Raw genomic sequence first — 16,570 nt, 5'->3', positions numbered from 1 at the left:
TTGTTTACTCAGCAAGTTCTTCTTTGAGAGTTTTTCCGGTTGTTTCATTTCTCCAAGCAGTTAAGCCGTTCGTCGCTCGCGCCTTAACTATTGCTCCGCAAACTGAGGGAGAGGTGAACTCCAAGTCCCTTTGTAAAACTCCAAGATCGGCATTAACTTTTTTTACGTCGGAAGACTCAACAATCTCTTTCCATTTTTGAAAGTACGAGCCATGTGCATTTTGAAAGCTGTCTTTGGCCCGTAGGCAAATATGTGATCCAGCTTTTAGAATATAGGTATTTTCAACTTTTACCATATAAGCGCTTTGATCCTGGTTAGCCAAAGTATTTGTGGCGTAGATATGGCTCTCAGCTAGTTGAGATTCTGATATCTCATTAGTTTGGAAATACCCGAGATTGAGTGCTTCAAGAATATATAAAATGTTTTCTTTGAAAATTTCCAGATCAGCTTGATCTTCTTCCGATAGATTGGCACCACTTGCAGGTGCACTATTTTTTACTTCGATCTCCGGAGACTTCGATGCAACTTCCCAGAAGTACTTCTCTAAAAATCGAACGTGCGCCTTGTTCAGGTTATCGTTGGCCTGGAATGCAATAAAGTGTGACCACCATTCTTTGTCGGTTGCTAGTATATGATCTTTGATTCGCTTAGAGAAATTATCAGTTTCTCCAATATACATTTGGACTATTCCGTCCACTGGATCAGAGAAAAGAAAATAGACTCCGGTACCAGTTAGCTCCTGTCGTTGTTCAATTTGTTTTTTATGATTTCTGGTACCCAAAAAAGCAAAGCCGGACCAATTGAATAACGTAATCTTTTTCAATGAACGGGGCGAATCACCGGTGACAAAGATTTTCAGCGATTTACGAGCCATGTTTATTCCCTAAATAGATTTTAAATTTATTCTGCAGAAGCTTTTTTGCCTCGTAACCGCTTAAAAGCCCGATATATATGTCGGAATAATTATAAAAAACTTTATTAAATATATCAGAAATGAGCTGTTGGTATCTTTGATGCTTCTTTAGTGTGGATGGTCTGACATGAAGACAATGCAGATTTATATTCGCAAGGCAGGAATTGATATTCGGGGAATTGCTGATTGCTTAGATCTACATGACCCAGCAAATCAGACGGCCGAGTAGCATACTTAGAGCGATTCAGGGGATAATATAGGTGGTTCGTAGTGATTTGTAGTTCTTGATGAATGGTCTTCCTGGTAAATCCTAGTATTTCCTAACAATTCCCACCATTCGAACTAGAAATCTCTACCTCCACCAATTTAAAGCGCCATTTCAGGTAAAGTCCCCAATCCGGGGGAAGTCAAATAATAGCAATAACTTAAGCAAAAGTCGCACAAAGGTCAAAACTGTCCGTTGTAATTCAAAATCACGCTAAATAGCTACATCTGTAGTTGAGTGCTGTGGTTGGCGAGTTCGCTAACTACAACGATCAAGTTCAACTGTAATTATGCTATTGTAGTTATTATATCTACGATTGCCTTGGCTAAAATCTGAGCTTCGACACCTAGGATGCCCGTCGAAGCGACGATAATAATTATGGATATTGATGTTGTACTGAGTTTCTTCCAATTCATTTTACCTAGTTTTCTTTCAATCAGTTTTTTGAACTTTTCAAACTTTGCTTTTAATTTAGCTTTTATTGAATTTTTTGATCTTACCATAGTGCTTTCCTGCCACCTTGGACTAAATTAGCTTATTCAGAAACGACTTTTTTTAAGTTCTCTAGAATATATTGTTCAGGATTTAGCGAGGTGCTTTCCTGATCTCTAAACTCTCGAACGATACGATTTAGTGCAAACCTATTCATAAATCCTTTATTGCAAAGCTCTGTAAAATCATCCTTTGAGATTCCTGTCATCACTTCAAAGAAGTGCGGGGACTTTGTCTGTATGACATCGTCGATATTGTACTCTCTCTGGTAGGTCATATAGATAAAATCTGCCATGCAAATAGCTAGTCGTTTGATTTGAGTTGCATACCATTTCTTTTTTGTTTGCCTATCTTTATCTTTATCCTTTTCAGTAAAGTCCTCTATGATTTTGGATTTTTCTTCAGGAGATAGATTTGGATCAGATTTAACTTGCTCTAGATCACTGGCATCTCGACCAATTTGAACAAGATCTTCAATGGTTGCAGTGAATTCTCCACTGCGATAGCCCTTAACTTTCATAAGTATTGCCAAAAGCTGTGGATTTTCCTCTAATAGTTTTAGTTTTCCAAAGTTAACTAAAACATTGGATGTAATCCTGCGGGCAAGGGCAATGCGGGAGCCTCCGTGGTTAAGAACTTCAAAAATGTCCTTAGCAGTTGTAGGGGTGCTAGCCAAACTACCTTCATAAAAGCGCTTAATATCCAAGGCATCGCATAGGCCTTCGGTCACGATTTCTAGGTTATCCTTATTAATATCAGTCAGTTGTTCATAACTCTCATGTTGATCAATTTGATCAGCGATATTACTTGCACAGTCATAAGTTACCTGTAGACAACGAGTGATCGCGAAATCAAACACCCATGCCTTTGGTTTGAATGGTGTTTTTGATTTCTCATCTACCCAAGCCGACTGCACACGGAAAATCGCTTGGTAATAACTCTCGGCGGATTTTATATCGTTTAAAATTAAAATACTGTCCCATTCCCTAATTGTGACCCCCGTTAGAAAACGACCACAAGTAAATGTTATCGTTCCCAATTTATTAGGATCTTCATTGGAGTCATTGATGGCTTTTTGTAATGATGTTTTTTCTCTTGCAATAGTGTGATCATCATCGTCTTGTTTTTTATCGGATCCTGATGCATTAATAAGTTTGAATTTAGAGAAGTGAGGGTGCTTTTCAAGTTTCTCGATAAGGGCCGAAATAGAATCAACCCGATTCATCCACCATACAGTATGTCTTTTAGCGGGGCACCCTAATTGGGCTGCAAGCTTTCCATAGACACTAATTGAGCGAGCATCGTGGCCTTCTTTATGCAAACCCTCGATAAAGTGATCAACGGCATCCTCATAGACAAACTTATTTTCCTCATTGGTTTCAAAAAGTCTATTGAGTGAAAAGTCAATATCATCAGTTTTAAAAGTTTCCCGTTGTTCGGCGATATCCTCGTCAGTGATTTCAATGGCTGATATGTTGAGATCAGGCATTAATCGATAGATTTTTTCTGCTTGATTTTGGGGATCAGACTCTATCTCTTCCTTTTTATTTTTTTGTTCGTCTAAATAGCTATATGTATAAACTTGTTGAGACGAAAAATCGTCTTGTTCAATTAGGCGAAATGGTGTCCCTGATAAATCTAGACGATGAGTAAATTTAATTTGTTCTAGAATACTTTTAGCTCGTTTGGTTCTGCTGCCGTAATGAACTTCATCAAAGATAACTAAGTCCCACGCAATTTCTGGTATTTTCCTGAGTCGTTCTTTTGTATTTCCATCCTTATCAATCCACAGATCTTGTAAGGAAACACATAAAACAATTGGGCCCGTGGATTTTGGGAAATCCCCATTACTTTTTAAACATGGATCGTTGGGGCGGTCGATTTTTTCTTTGGCTCTAATTCCTGTCCATCCATCAAAGTCAACCTGCTCATTAACTGTATCGATCCATTCGCCGATAACATCGGGCTTGTAGGTCACGATCAATGTATTGCGAGCATTGATTTTTTTTGCCAAGCGAATACTGGTAAAGCATTTACCAAACCTCATCTTTGCGTTGATAAGAAATCGGTGCGGGTGAGTAGCAGAGCCAATTACCTCAGCGGGATATTCTTTATTAAACCATTTACTCGCTTTTTCAATAGCCCCAGCTTGTTCTTTGCGGAGCTTATAATACTCGGTACGGGAGCTACCGTTTACGATTTCATTGTAAGCACGGCGAACATCTTTAAAGGGATCATTTTTATTGGTGACTTGGAACCATTCTTGGCCGGGGACATTTTCAATTTTCTTACAGCCATTTTTTATAAGTTGAGCATGGATATGGTGATCACGAACCCCATTAGGAAGTATCCCGATCATTTGATAATCGGGGTTTTCAGGATTGGATGTTCCAAACTGGTTCCAAATCCTATCTTCACCAACTTTTGTATGGCCTACTTTTACCCAGCCGTTCTTTTTATATTCCTCGGTAGTGTAGGCATAGAGTTCTAGCTGTTCCATGCCTTATGACCATTCCTGAACTTTCTTTTTAATATGTTCCTGTTCTTTTTCAGTAAGACCAAAATGTTTAGCGAGTTTCTTGTCTGTCCACTCGGTATCTAAATCAACCAATGGAACCCAATTCCAGCGATCTTTTGGTATATCTTGAGTCAGCTTTCTAAGGCCCAATAAATAACGAGAAAAATCAGTCTGTAAATAGGTTTGAAAACTCTCGGCTTCCGTTTTTGTTTTGAAACAACCAACCACATTATAGGTTTCAGTCGTGATATATCCCTTTTGTATAATAAAAATATGTTCTGCTGGGATGGTACATCTTCTCATCCCTTTTCCGTAAGCCTTGGGGACTACTACCTTGTACCATTCAGTTTTATCTCTGTTTTTTGTAATGTGATTTCTATTGGCATAATATAGTTTTCTGCCTTGACTAAAACAAGGAATCGCATCGTCATCATTTTTTTCCAATGAATCATTTGCTTTAAAATAGTTTGTTGGTAGTCCAAATGGTTTACGAGACCAAGCTATGTCTGCTATTGATTGATTACACTTCTTAAATATTTTTGAAACAATAGCATCTGATTCGGGATCGTCACTAATGATATTATGCTTTGATAGATCAAACTCCTTGATTTGATTGCCATCAATAAATAAGGGAGAACCATTATGTTCTTCTGACCAGTTTAAGTAACAGATGCCTCCTTTTACCTGCACTGTTGGAAATACCTCTTCTGACTTTTGGAAATATCTGATTGTTTTAAATTGAAAGCTTTCTATTACTCTTTTCCTAAAATGCTTTGTATTTTTCCCAGCTGAGAACCACTTTGCAGGTATAACTAATACAAAGTCAGAAATTCTTGGGTCATCCATTAAGTGTTCGGTAAAATATGGATAAATTTGATTTGAACTTCTGCCGTGCCCGCCATCCTCTTCGGAGTAGGGCGGATTTCCTACGGCGATGATTTTTTTATCTTTTTCCTTTGAATTAATGTATTCGATCATAGAATTGAACTCCCTTTCAAATTTTTGCTCGTCTAATGTACCATCCTCCTCGGACAAGTAATGCCCGTCACGGATGATGTGATTAAATTCTTCTTTGTGTGAATTTTCATTGCCTAAAAAAGTACGGATGCTGAGACGGTGATGCCTTTCATCGGGAGCAAGACCAAAATAACGATTGGACTGGTAAATTTCTTTCATCACCATATCCACATCTAAAACTTTAGATTTTGATTTGGCCCAACAACTATGAAAAGCACAGGCAAGCAGTAGCTCGCCCGCTTTACAAAACGGATCAAAGAACACCACATTTTCATCGGCGAATACTTCCTCACCGAGTAGGGCCACCATTTCTAGGGCTTTTTCCATTCGTAAAATAGGCTGATCTCGGCCAATCACATTACCGAGAACATCAACGACATGGGTTGTGGGTTTGATCACTAAAGCACTCATTCAACTAGGCCCCTACGGATAGCGACCTGCTTGGCTTGCGAGCTGTGTCTTGTGGTTTAGTGATTTCAATAACGGCTTTAGCAAATTCATAATCGTCAAAGCCTCTTAATTTTCCTGAAATAACGGAATCAATAAATCGAACTGATCTCTCATATTCTAGGGGAATGGTTTTGGAGGCTTCGCAGGATTCGTAAAAGTTCACCCAAGACAAATCAAAATCCATCGGATGATGGCCATTTTGTGAAAACCACTTGGCTCCTGCTTTTGTGAGGTTGGCACTAGCCTTGGCATTTTCTGGATTACTTAATGCGGATAAGGTTTCATTTTCATCAATGTGCCACTTGATCGCCGATAGAACATGGGCAAAGAAATCTCGCTTCTTTGAAAATAAAATGGCATCGCTTTTAATTTCTAATTTTGTTTTTAGAAAATCTAAAGTCGCAGACAATACACGGGATCGGCAGTTTTCAATATTCTTAGGATCAATATCAATCGCCCAAAGTGTATTAAGAGCATTCGCAACGGCATAGAATGTGGCTTCGCTGTTTTTTATTCCACGGGCCATTGCTTTTTTATAAATGCCTTCAAGTCGTCTTTTGTAAATTGGTAGGACGATATTGCCGTGGCCTGAGCATGGTTCAAAAAAAGAAATTTCCTCGTCTGACCATAAGTCTCGCTTATCTTTTGCGAGTAGGTTTAACATTTCTTCCACATATAATTCGGGAGTAAAAACTTCACCAAGGTCTTTAATTCGTTCTTTTGATCGATGGAATAGTTTTTCTAGGTCTAGGATGCTACTCATTGGTACCCTCTATATTTAATATGCTGCGATGAGTAGGTCGGTGTTGTTTATAAATAAATTAATAGTGTTTGTTTATAATATTGGCACTTAAAGAAAAATCTAATCCTCGGTCCGTGTCAGTAGGTTTTTATTTCCCCGTAAATGTCCGCATTTTTTGTGGAGCTTTGAGTAAGGTGTCTTGTCGTTACAGACCAGTGAGCCTTTGGTTTAGTGATAGTCTATGACTTTATTGGAGACCTTTGAATCTTAGTAAGGCAAGGTCTAGCTTAACAAGAACGATCCATAATGCTCCAATTAGATCAATCTAAAACCCATAGAAACCTTAAGGTCAGTCGTTTTAGAATTACCATGTATGAATGTGAGTACGGTTGGACTCACTCAAAACGAGCTTGGGGCTCGCTGAATGGTTAGAAGCTTATTCGATAGCCAAACTTAAGGGAGGTGCCTAGTGCACCCCCTTCATGCCCATGATTTATATAATAAGAATACAGAAAACGCCGCACTTAGGATCTTTTGTTGGCCCGAACGCCAATGTTGCCGCCTGGGTAGTTGCGTATGCTGTAAATCTCGCAAACGTAAATTTATCGTGAGTCAGGTACAAAAGGTGGCGTTTGAATGGGACCTTAGGTTCTTCGCCACAGTCACCATGCAAGGGTTTGTTGGAGATGGTCAGACTGCCATAAAAGCTCTTCAGCAGATTCGTAAAGCTCACTAAGACATACGTTCGTAAAAGAAAATACCTATTATTTATGACTGTAGCTGAGAGTTCTCAGATGAATGGCCTCGCAGTTGTAGACATCGTGGAGCCATTGGACTTTGGAAACAGAAAAGGTGGGGTAAATATCTATTTCTTACTGTAGCCATCTCACAGCTGGTGGCCTACTTAGATATATTTGGCCGGCAGGATTTTTTGATAGGATTTCATTTCGCAACTATTGCAGTGTTTTTTGTTCTATTGATGAAAAATGCGGGTCTAAGATTGAAAACCTGGGGGCAAATTGCCAAGTCGACCATGAGACCTCCGAGGTTGCGAGAGGGGAGCAAGAGCTGAGGGCTCCCTACTCCGTAGCACGACAAACTTGTAAATAAATTGACACACCTTAACGGTGTATTCAGTATACCTAAGTGCAAACTCAATTTGGCGAAGCAACAACTATCTATCTCTGTGATGATCACATCACGCATCTGATTGGATTGGATTCTATTTTAAGGAACTTTTTTGTGGCGGTGAACGTCCAAAGTTCTACTTCGTTTGCAGAGCTGCGGATCTTATGTAAAGAAAAGAAGCCGGATTTAATTATTATCGATTTAGGCCTGCCGGACGTCTCGGGTCTCGATGCCGTCAAATTCATTCTTGCAGAATACCCGAGCATCAAAGTTGTTATTTTAACAGCCTCAAATGATGTCGATATTCTGAATCAGGCAGTAAAGTCGGGCGCCCACGCCGTGCTCAAAAAAAGCGAAACGATAGAAAAGCTGCAGAAGGTTTTAAATTGGATATTCAACGGCAAACCCAATGCAGATGCTGGAAATAGAAATCCTTTGGCATCAAATTATGTTTATATTGATCCGTTGATAGAAAAGTTATTGAAGAATCAGCAGGGACAAAATCTTTCAAAAAGAGAATATGATGTTGCTGTACTTGTCACCAAGGGCTTTACAAGTCAGCAAATCGCAGACCGTCTTCAGTGTACTCTTTCTACCATCAAAACGTATCGTGAGCGTCTTTTTAACAAAAGTGGCTGTCAGAACTCAGCTGAATTCATTGCTTGGTTTTTGAAGAGGCATTCTAATTGAAAAGTTAGACCCCGCCCCCGGCACGGAAGAGATATTAAAGATTCCGTGGTGTAACTCAATGAAGTGATTGATGATACACATACCTATTCCCACGCCATAGCCCTTCATGCCATCGGACCTAAAGAAAGGTAAGCCATCCAAATTCTTCGCTAACAGTTGCTGTATCTGTTCTTCCGTTAGTCCGGAACCTTCATCCTGAATGGCTATCTCAGCAAAACTTTCACCCGATTTTTCCAATGTGATTGTGATACTTTTTTTGATGGGCGTTGCCTTGATCGCATTACGAAGTATATTTTTTACGATAGATTCGATCATCGTCGTATCACCTTCCCCAATCAGATGCGCACCTGATCTCTTAAATGTGACAGCGATGTCCTTTGATTCGAATTCTGGCTTTAGCTTTTCGATTGTTTCGTCGATGAGTGTATTCCACTCAAAAGGCTTAAATTGTGCCGTGAATTTATTATTCTGCCCATTGAGCCAGCTAAAAACTGTCTGAATAAATTCTTGCGAACTATGAGTGGCCGCCTTAAGAAGATCCAAATTTTTTCTAAAAGACATCTCACCCAGGCTGTGCTCGCCAGAAAGCGTATGAGTGGCAAGAAGTTGACTTTCAAGGTGACCTGATAAGTCATGAGAGATGAAAGCCAAAAGTTTCGTTTTGAACTCGCTTTGCTGTTGCAGCAGATAATTTAATCTTTTGTGATCAGTAATTTCCCTCAAGAAAAGGATCTGTGCATTTTGTTCTAAATTTTCAATTGATAGCTCAAAGAATCGTTCGTCCCCAAGTCGATCAAAAAATCTTTTTTCGCCGGGCACAAGATCCAAAGAGGGTATGACGTCCTTAATGTTCCTGTTGGCAAAATCCAAATCTGAAGTCAGAAGCTTTCTGCAAGATCTATTTGTTTTTAAAATATTTTGATTTTCATCAAGTACTAAGATTGGGTCCGCAATACTTTCAAATATTCTTCCCAGAGCAATCGAAGATAGATTCAGAAGCTTATTGTTGATAATGGCATATATGACGCCAATTTGACTGAGAATAAAGGTCCCACTGGACAACATAAGCCAACGCAGATTGGAAGAAGTAGTTACACAGTAAAAATCGATGAGAACAGCAATCAACGATCCAAAATTCAATGCTATTAACTGCTTTTTCTGAAGGCTTGATTTTGAGCTTAGATATGCTTGTATGCTCAGAAGAAATGACAATAGCATAAGGCCAATGGACCATGCATAATGCACCATAAACCAGGGACCTGATTTATAGCGAAGCGCATTTACGCCATAAATTTTAATGGGCGTAAATTCCTCAATCAGTAGTCTTGAGTAGTGATCTGATAGGATGATTAGGATCGTGATCACGGGCACAATAAAGACGATCCATTTCAGCCACTTGTGCCTAAAGGTTCTCCACATGGGAAAAACCGAATGCAAGAATAGAAACCAAATTGGTGCGAGCAAGCTCAAGCCGACAAAGCGAAGGCGAACGAAGACTTTAGACGATTCCGGATCGTGATTAGTATAGATATTCAAAACACTGAATGAAATAAGACTTAATGCCACTGAAAAGAGAATTATCCACTTTGATGATGGGATAGATCGATAGGGATAAACATAGGCTGTTATCCCGACGCCAAAAATAAATATCAAAACATTTAGTAATACCAGCAAGGTGGAAAGACTCATTCAGTTAACTTTTCATTGTTCCTTTTTGAACTCAACAAGTTTAATTTTTTCCACTTCTGAAACATCAGACGTAATTCCCATACATTGGTCTAGCCTAGTTCTTTGATGTTTTACACAGATGTCCCCCTTTAGGAGGACGGATAATTTCATATTAATTGCTCTAATCATTGCAGAAGAACCTTTCTTTTGAATGTGTCTAAGGAGTGCTTGTGATCGACAGATCAATAAATGTATTTAAGAATCTTTTTGGTGTATCCCTCTTATCTCTGGCATTAGTGCAAACAGCCTGTACGTCGTCTTCGGGCGGCGGTTCCAGCATCGGCTCTCCTTCCAAAGAGACGGAGGGGGAGGCGCCTGCAACTTATCTGGTTTTTGACGCCTGCCCCGGGGCTTACGATAGCTGTGGCCTTTGGAAGATGGATGGATCTTCAGCTCCCGTTGAACTGAAGGCTCCCGCATCTAACTTCATAGGCGCTTATAATTTTACCTATGTTAATGGAAAATATTTTTTCACAGCGCGTGATCCTGATAATTCAGGGAAGACAAGACTTTGGGTGACAGACGGAACTAGTGAGGGAACGCAACAACTGACATTCCAGAACACTTTGAATGATCTTTCGGTCGAAAAGATTATTCCATTTGGAACGAAAGTTTTGTTTGTAGCCTGGGACAATCCTGCTGACTATGCTGACTCCATTCAGGGCGAGCTCTATATTTCTGACGGAACAGTTGCTGGCACGCTTTTGGTGAAGGATATTAACCCCGGATTGGGCCAATCTTCACAGCCTTCAAATTTTGTTGTCATGGGTGGGAAGGCGTATTTTAGCGCGCTTCACGGAGACACCGGAGTTGAGCTTTTTGTCACGGACGGAACAGCAGCGGGAACCCACATACTGAAAGATTTATCGCCAGGGCAAGGGCATGGAAGCCCCGAAAATCTAGTTAAACTTGGGGATCGAATTGTTTTCAACGCGACAAGTGCCGAGGGCGTGGAACTTTGGGTTTCTGATGGTACTGAGGCGGGAACAACTATTTTAAAGGATATTGTTCCAGGTGATGGCTCTGGTGGGCCTTCTCGGATGACGGTTATTGATGGAAAGATTTACTTCCAGGCACTTGATGCGAATGGACATTACCAGCCCTTCGTTTCAGATGGCACCGAGGCCGGAACGTTCAGAATTGCCGAAGTTAATCCTGGTTTGGATACAGATATTGGATGGTTCATGAAGATGGGAACCACGAATAAAGTGATTTTTTCAGCACGAGCTTCAAATAATAGTTACAAATTATATTTGACGGATGGAACTCTGGGTAACATCACTCCCATCAATGCCTCTTGGTCAATGAATGCAATGCGGCCACAGAGTCTCGGTGGTCTGATTCTATTCGAGGCTTGTGACGTCACATATGGATGCGAGCCTTGGGTGACTGATGGAACTGACTCGGGCACGAAGATTTTGAAAGACATTTATCCCTCTACCTATCATGCAGATATCTCCAATTTCTATAAGCTTGGTGAAAAGTTGTATTTTGCAGCAAATGATGGGACCAACGGGAATGAACTTTGGTCTACTGATGGAACGTCAAATGGCACCAACATCTTTAAAGATATAAATCCAGGCAGTGATTCCAGCTTCCCATTTCTGGATGGATATTCTGATTAAAACAGTACAATAGCATTCATTGGCGTAAACCCTGCCTGATTCTTTATGCAGGGTTTACGCAGTTCTAAAAAAGCTCATCCTCACATCAAGTCTTGAATACTAGATGGCATCCACCTAAACTAAATCCTAGATTTAGTTCGTCTAGAGGTATTCACATGGAAGAAAGTGATTTCGAAGGCACACTTGTTCTTGAAAAGCTGGCTGAAATTGGCAAGGTCGATGCCTTTTTCGAGGCGATTGATTCCGATGATTTTGATCGAGCGAAATCGCTGATGAAGCAAGCCAAAGTCGATTCTGAAACAATGGCGATTGTTTTAAAGAAGATGATGGAGGCCGACGGAGAACATTGATCTGTCGATATGTGGGGATAAGTTACCATGTTAGAAAAAGTATATCTAAAGCGTCTTAAGGTGCCCTGACTGCGTTTCGAGTTTCACTCATACTTTTTATTATCCCCGGCGCCTAAGAATATGATCTAATCGGAGAGGCGTTGCCGAATGGGGGATATTTCGTGTTATCTCAGTCGAATAATTTTAGAAAAGAAAACGTCTTTTCGATCGCTTCAGAAAAAGAACTGATCGCGGCGTTTCGTTCCAAGGATCAAAAAAAGCTGATCCTGCCCGAAAAGCTCCGTTTTCCTCTGAACATTCAGTCTTATTTTACCTGGAAAGAGCCCTCCGGAGTTTACACCTACCTTGTCTTTAAGGTGCCGAGCTGGGACCTGCCACGTGGAGTTGTGTTTAAGAGAACACCCCCCAGTCGTGAACCCACAGGCGGATTGTGCAGTTGGTGTCATGCCTACGGCACCTCCGAAGAAATTGGTTTATTGTCGGTGGTGATGAGTTCGCATGTGAGCTATTCCTATATGATCTGTCAGGATCTACGATGTATCGAAAAGATTGAAGAGACCTGCATGCTTTCTGGAAAAGATCCTGAAAAATACATTGCCGATCTCTATTATCGAATGGAGAAGTTATTTGAAAACATCAGCAACTACCGGCCCGAATAAAGTTCAATTGAGCGAAGAAGTCGAAAGGGCGGTGAAGGCCGGATTGCCGGTCGTGGCTTTGGAGTCCACGATTATTTCTCACGGTATGCCCTATCCCCAGAATTTTGAAATGGCCTTGGCCGTGGAAAACAAGGTTCGAGAGCATGGTGCGATTCCCGCAACGATCGCCATTATTGATGGCGTCCTTCGCGCGGGCTTAAATCGGAATGAAATTGAGAGCTTTGCAAAAAAGGGCCCTCAGATTGCCAAGGTCAGCCGTCGCGATATTCCCGTCATTGTGGCTCAAAAAAAAGACGGCGCAACCACCGTTGCCAGCACCATGATCATTGCCGAACTTGCCGGAATTCGCATTTTTGCTACAGGTGGTATTGGTGGCGTACATCGTGGGGCCGAGACGACGATGGATATCTCTGCCGATCTGGAAGAGTTGGCGCAAACAAGTGTCGCCGTGATCTGTGCAGGAGCAAAATCCATTTTAGATATCGGTTTGACGCTTGAGTATTTGGAAACAAAAGGGGTTCCTGTTGTAGGCTATCAGACCTCGGAGCTGCCGGCTTTTTACACCCGCGAAAGTGGGTTCAAGGTGGATGCCAAGATTGATACTTGTGAACAAATGGCAGAAATTCTGAATGTGAAATGGGAGCTGGGATTAAGGGGTGGAGTCGTGATCGCCAATCCAGTGCCTTTGCCGTACTCTCTTGATTTTAAAGAGATGGAAGATGTGATTCACAATGCTCTTCGCGAAATGAATCACAAAGGCATTAAAGGGAAGGACTCAACTCCGTTCTTACTTGGCAAAGTGAAAGAGTTAACCTCTGGCAAGAGTCTAGAAACAAACATTCAACTGGTTTTAAACAATGCCAAAGTGGCGGCAGAAATTGCCGTTGCGTATGCAGCCAATCGAAAGAAATAGAAAACAGATTTTATGGCAAAGCTTTTTGAAAAATGGAAATTAGGAAATCTTGAACTGAAGAACCGCATTGTGATTGCGCCGATGTGCCAGTACTCGGCCCATGAGGGGCAGGCCTCTTCGTGGCATGTGATGCACTTAGGGCAATTATCACATTCAGGGGCGGGGCTTCTTATTGTTGAAGCAACGGCTGTCACGCCGGAGGGACGTATCAGTTGGGGAGACCTTGGACTTTATAATGACGCCTGTGAGATGGCTCTTAAAGATGTCGTGAAAGAGGTGAAAAAATATTCCTCTATGCCGCTCGCAGTTCAAATTGCTCACGCCGGTCGCAAGGCCTCCTCGGATAAACCGTGGTATAGCGGCAAACAAATTCCCGCGACGAATGAAAATGGCTGGCAAACAGTGGGACCGTCCGCTTTGCCGTTTTATCCAGAGGATACGGTTCCGCAAGAGCTTGCCACCTCAGACCTTGAGAGGCTGAAAGGCGCTTTTGCGGACGCCGCTGAAAGAGCTGTTCGTATTGGCTTTCATGGTATTGAGGTGCATGCAGCTCATGGCTATTTGTTGCATCAATTTCTTTCTCCAATTTCAAACCAACGAACGGATCAATATGGTGGAAGTTTGGAAAACAGAATGCGTTTTCCTTTAGAGGTCTTTGCGGCCGTTCGCAAAGCTGTGCCGACCCAGATCCCGGTGTGGGTTCGTATCTCTGCGACAGATTGGGTTGAGGGCGGCTGGAATGTGGAAGAGGCCATCATCTTCAGTCGTCATTTGAAAGAGCTAGGGTGTGTTGCGATTCACGTGAGTTCCGGGGGGCTTGATCCACATCAGCAGATTCCCGTTGCAGCCAACTATCAAGTCGGCTTTGCTGAGCGAATTAAAAAAGAAGCAGAAATTCCAACAATCGCAGTGGGTCTTATTTCGGAACCCGAGCAGGCAGAAGAAATTCTTCATCGGGGACAAGCCGACGCTATCGCGATTGCGCGAGCTATTTTATATAATCCTCGATGGCCATGGCATGCGGCTGCGAAGTTGGGCGCGACTGTTTTGTGTCCCCCACAGTTCTTGCGCAGTCCGCCCCAGGGACTTTCAAAACTTTTGCACGGCGATCACGGAACAAAAGACATCACAAAGTAAGTTAAAAGAATCACTCCATGAACTGCTCCTTGGAGCAGTGTGGACTTTCCTGTTCCCAAGGTGATGGCTCCCACAAAAAATGTCATGGTGAGGAAGACCATATTTTTGGGATCTAATCCCAAAACCAGTTCTTTCCCCTCGAACATCGAATAGGCAATAACCACCGGAATTGTGAGTGCAATACTGGCAATTCCCGAGCCCAGAGCCAGATTCAGACTGGTTTGCAGGCGATTGGCTCGGGACGCGTTGGCGGCGGCCCATGTTTCCGGTGCTAAGACGATGGCGGCAATAATAAGTCCCACAGTCGACTTGGGGGCGCCGATGTAGGCAATTCCTGATTCAATAATGGGTGAAATCAGTTTTGCCAAACCGATCACGGCGATAAGACTCACGCACAAAGAAATAAAACTGAGCCACGCATCGACCTTTGAGATTTCATGCTCCACAATCGGGGTTTCGGAAATCACGTCTTTTTCCATTGTCGGTTCGAAATAGGCTTTGTGGGTTGTGGTTTGTAAGAAAATGAAAAGCAAATAAAGCAGAATGCAAATAATCCCAATAAAGCCAAGTTGAAGAGGATTGTAGGTCGGCCCCGCCGTGGTTGAGGTGTAATTGGGAAGAACAAAAACAAGAATGGCCAACGTGACTAAAACAACAAGAAGACTTTTCGAGCCTTGTACTTGAAACTCCTGCTCTTTGTATTTGAGACCTCCCAGGATCAAACACAAAGCCACCATACCATTCGTGATGATCATGACCGCTGCGAAGACCGTATCGCGGGCCAGAACATTGGCACCATCGGTGACTTGGCCCATCAGCGAGACGATCAATCCCACCTCAATAATGGTCACACTCAAAGCGAGAACCAGCGTCCCAAGTCCTTCGCCAATCTTATGAGCAATAATTTCTGCATGGTGGACGGAGGTCATTACAGAAACGCCTAAAAAGACCGTCGCCAGAATGGATATCAAAAAGTTTGTTTCAAAAAAAGGCTTACTCACCAAGAGGACAAGCAAGCAAAGTATGGAGATAAGATGTTTGGGTTCAAAGCCTTTTTTTAAAAATTCTTTTGTAGTCAAAATCATGGCCGGAGTTTATCGGCAGGATCTTGAAAATGGAATGTTTTTTAGGATTTTTTATTTTTTGAGAGTGATTTGCACGGGGCAGTGATCAGAACCCATGACATGGGGGTGGTGAGTCGCTGCTTTTAAGCGATCTGAAGCCTCTTTGTTCACCAAAAAATAATCAAGACGCCAACCAATATTCTTCTCGCGAACTCCGGGGCGATAGCTCCACCAAGTGTAATGATCGGGTCCTGATTCGAACTGGCGAAAGCTGTCAACCCACTCGAGCTTTTCAAGGAACTTTGTCATCCATGCGCGTTCTTCAGGTAAAAAGCCCGCATTGTTCACGTTTGTTTTTGGATTGCGCAGGTCAATTTCTTTGTGAGCAATATTGAAATCTCCACAGATGATGACCTCGCGGCCCTTCTTGCGCAAAGACTCCAAGCGTTTTTCTGCTGCAATACAAAACTCAAGTTTGAAGGGGAGGCGAGCATGATCTCTTTGGCTGTTCGGGAAATAACTATTCACCAACGTCAAAGGCCCGAAATCGGCTTCCAGCCATCGTCCCTCGCAATCAAATTTACGAATGCCGAGGCCCACGCGAACATCGTCAGGTTCTTTGCGAGAATACAGTGCTAAGCCAGAATATCCGGCCTTTTCGGCAAAAGCCCAGGCAGAATGATAACGAGCGGGATGATAGAAATTCTCATCCTTTTGCAGGACCTCATCGTTTATTTTTATTTCCTGCAAACAGACAATGTCGGCTTTTTCTTTCTCGAACCATTCGCGAAAGTTTTTTCGATGTACAGAACGCAGACCATTCACATTCCATGAGACTAATTTCATGGTTTTAGAATATGGTTGTTCGTCGGATAAAGG

14 protein-coding genes are annotated in these 16,570 nt (G+C 42.0%); 6 read left to right on the top strand and 8 right to left on the bottom strand.

Annotated features, from left to right (window positions below; translation table 11 throughout):
- Positions 1-4 precede the first annotated feature (4 nt).
- The 5 genes from ACM64D_RS16680 to ACM64D_RS16660 form a co-directional block, all read right to left on the bottom strand.
- The gene (locus tag ACM64D_RS16680; RefSeq protein WP_415064376.1) at positions 5-874 is read right to left on the bottom strand and encodes a GIY-YIG nuclease family protein; all 870 of its coding nucleotides are present in this window, start codon (positions 872-874) and stop codon (positions 5-7) included.
- A 591-nt stretch (positions 875-1,465) separates the two neighbouring features.
- Positions 1,466-1,681: a hypothetical protein gene (locus ACM64D_RS16675; RefSeq protein ID WP_415064375.1), complete on the bottom strand. Its 216-nt coding sequence runs from the start codon at positions 1,679-1,681 to the stop codon at positions 1,466-1,468.
- Between the two features lie 32 nt (positions 1,682-1,713).
- Positions 1,714-4,170: a DEAD/DEAH box helicase family protein gene (locus ACM64D_RS16670; RefSeq protein ID WP_415064374.1), complete on the bottom strand. Its 2,457-nt coding sequence runs from the start codon at positions 4,168-4,170 to the stop codon at positions 1,714-1,716.
- A gap of 3 nt (positions 4,171-4,173) precedes the next feature.
- Positions 4,174-5,616, bottom strand: a complete 1,443-nt coding sequence (locus ACM64D_RS16665; protein WP_415064373.1) for an Eco57I restriction-modification methylase domain-containing protein — start codon at positions 5,614-5,616, stop codon at positions 4,174-4,176.
- A gap of 4 nt (positions 5,617-5,620) precedes the next feature.
- The gene (locus ACM64D_RS16660) at positions 5,621-6,418 is read right to left on the bottom strand and encodes a hypothetical protein (RefSeq protein ID WP_415064372.1); all 798 of its coding nucleotides are present in this window, start codon (positions 6,416-6,418) and stop codon (positions 5,621-5,623) included.
- Positions 6,419-7,543: 1,125 nt separating this feature from the next.
- Between ACM64D_RS16660 and ACM64D_RS16655 the strand changes: the two genes are divergently transcribed.
- The gene (locus tag ACM64D_RS16655) at positions 7,544-8,215 is read left to right on the top strand and encodes a response regulator (protein WP_415064371.1); all 672 of its coding nucleotides are present in this window, start codon (positions 7,544-7,546) and stop codon (positions 8,213-8,215) included.
- Here ACM64D_RS16655 and ACM64D_RS16650 read toward each other — a convergent pair.
- Entirely contained in the window at positions 8,171-9,904 is a 1,734-nt protein-coding gene (locus ACM64D_RS16650; protein WP_415064370.1) for a histidine kinase N-terminal 7TM domain-containing protein, read from the bottom strand. The genes ACM64D_RS16655 and ACM64D_RS16650 overlap by 45 nt on opposite strands.
- Before the next feature lie 209 nt (positions 9,905-10,113).
- On the opposite strand from ACM64D_RS16650, the gene ACM64D_RS16645 reads away from it, so the two are divergent.
- The 5 genes from ACM64D_RS16645 (at position 10,114) to ACM64D_RS16625 (ending at position 14,627) form a co-directional block, all read left to right on the top strand.
- Entirely contained in the window at positions 10,114-11,568 is a 1,455-nt protein-coding gene (locus ACM64D_RS16645) for an ELWxxDGT repeat protein (protein WP_415064369.1), read from the top strand.
- A gap of 155 nt (positions 11,569-11,723) precedes the next feature.
- Entirely contained in the window at positions 11,724-11,918 is a 195-nt protein-coding gene (locus tag ACM64D_RS16640) for a hypothetical protein (RefSeq protein ID WP_415064368.1), read from the top strand.
- A gap of 161 nt (positions 11,919-12,079) precedes the next feature.
- Positions 12,080-12,577 carry an FBP domain-containing protein gene (locus ACM64D_RS16635; RefSeq protein ID WP_415064367.1) on the top strand — a complete coding sequence of 166 codons (498 nt, stop codon included), beginning with the start codon at positions 12,080-12,082 and terminating at the stop codon, positions 12,575-12,577.
- A complete protein-coding gene (locus tag ACM64D_RS16630; protein WP_415064366.1) occupies positions 12,546-13,490 on the top strand; it encodes a pseudouridine-5'-phosphate glycosidase in 945 nt (314 codons plus the stop codon). Before ACM64D_RS16635 ends, ACM64D_RS16630 begins: the two co-directional genes overlap by 32 nt.
- Before the next feature lie 12 nt (positions 13,491-13,502).
- Positions 13,503-14,627 carry an NADH:flavin oxidoreductase/NADH oxidase gene (locus ACM64D_RS16625; protein ID WP_415064365.1) on the top strand — a complete coding sequence of 375 codons (1,125 nt, stop codon included), beginning with the start codon at positions 13,503-13,505 and terminating at the stop codon, positions 14,625-14,627.
- Here ACM64D_RS16625 and ACM64D_RS16620 read toward each other — a convergent pair.
- Positions 14,600-15,712, bottom strand: coding sequence for a calcium:proton antiporter (locus tag ACM64D_RS16620; protein WP_415064364.1), 1,113 nt, complete (start codon positions 15,710-15,712; stop codon positions 14,600-14,602). The genes ACM64D_RS16625 and ACM64D_RS16620 overlap by 28 nt on opposite strands.
- A 51-nt stretch (positions 15,713-15,763) precedes the next feature.
- Positions 15,764-16,537: an exodeoxyribonuclease III gene (locus tag ACM64D_RS16615; protein WP_415064363.1), complete on the bottom strand. Its 774-nt coding sequence runs from the start codon at positions 16,535-16,537 to the stop codon at positions 15,764-15,766.
- Between the last annotated feature and the right edge of the window lie 33 nt (positions 16,538-16,570).

This window comes from Bdellovibrio sp., from assembly GCF_047637665.1.
Lineage (GTDB): Bacteria > Bdellovibrionota > Bdellovibrionia > Bdellovibrionales > Bdellovibrionaceae > Bdellovibrio.
Note: the sequence above shows the minus strand (reverse complement) of the source record. Positions and strands in the feature narration are given on the sequence as shown.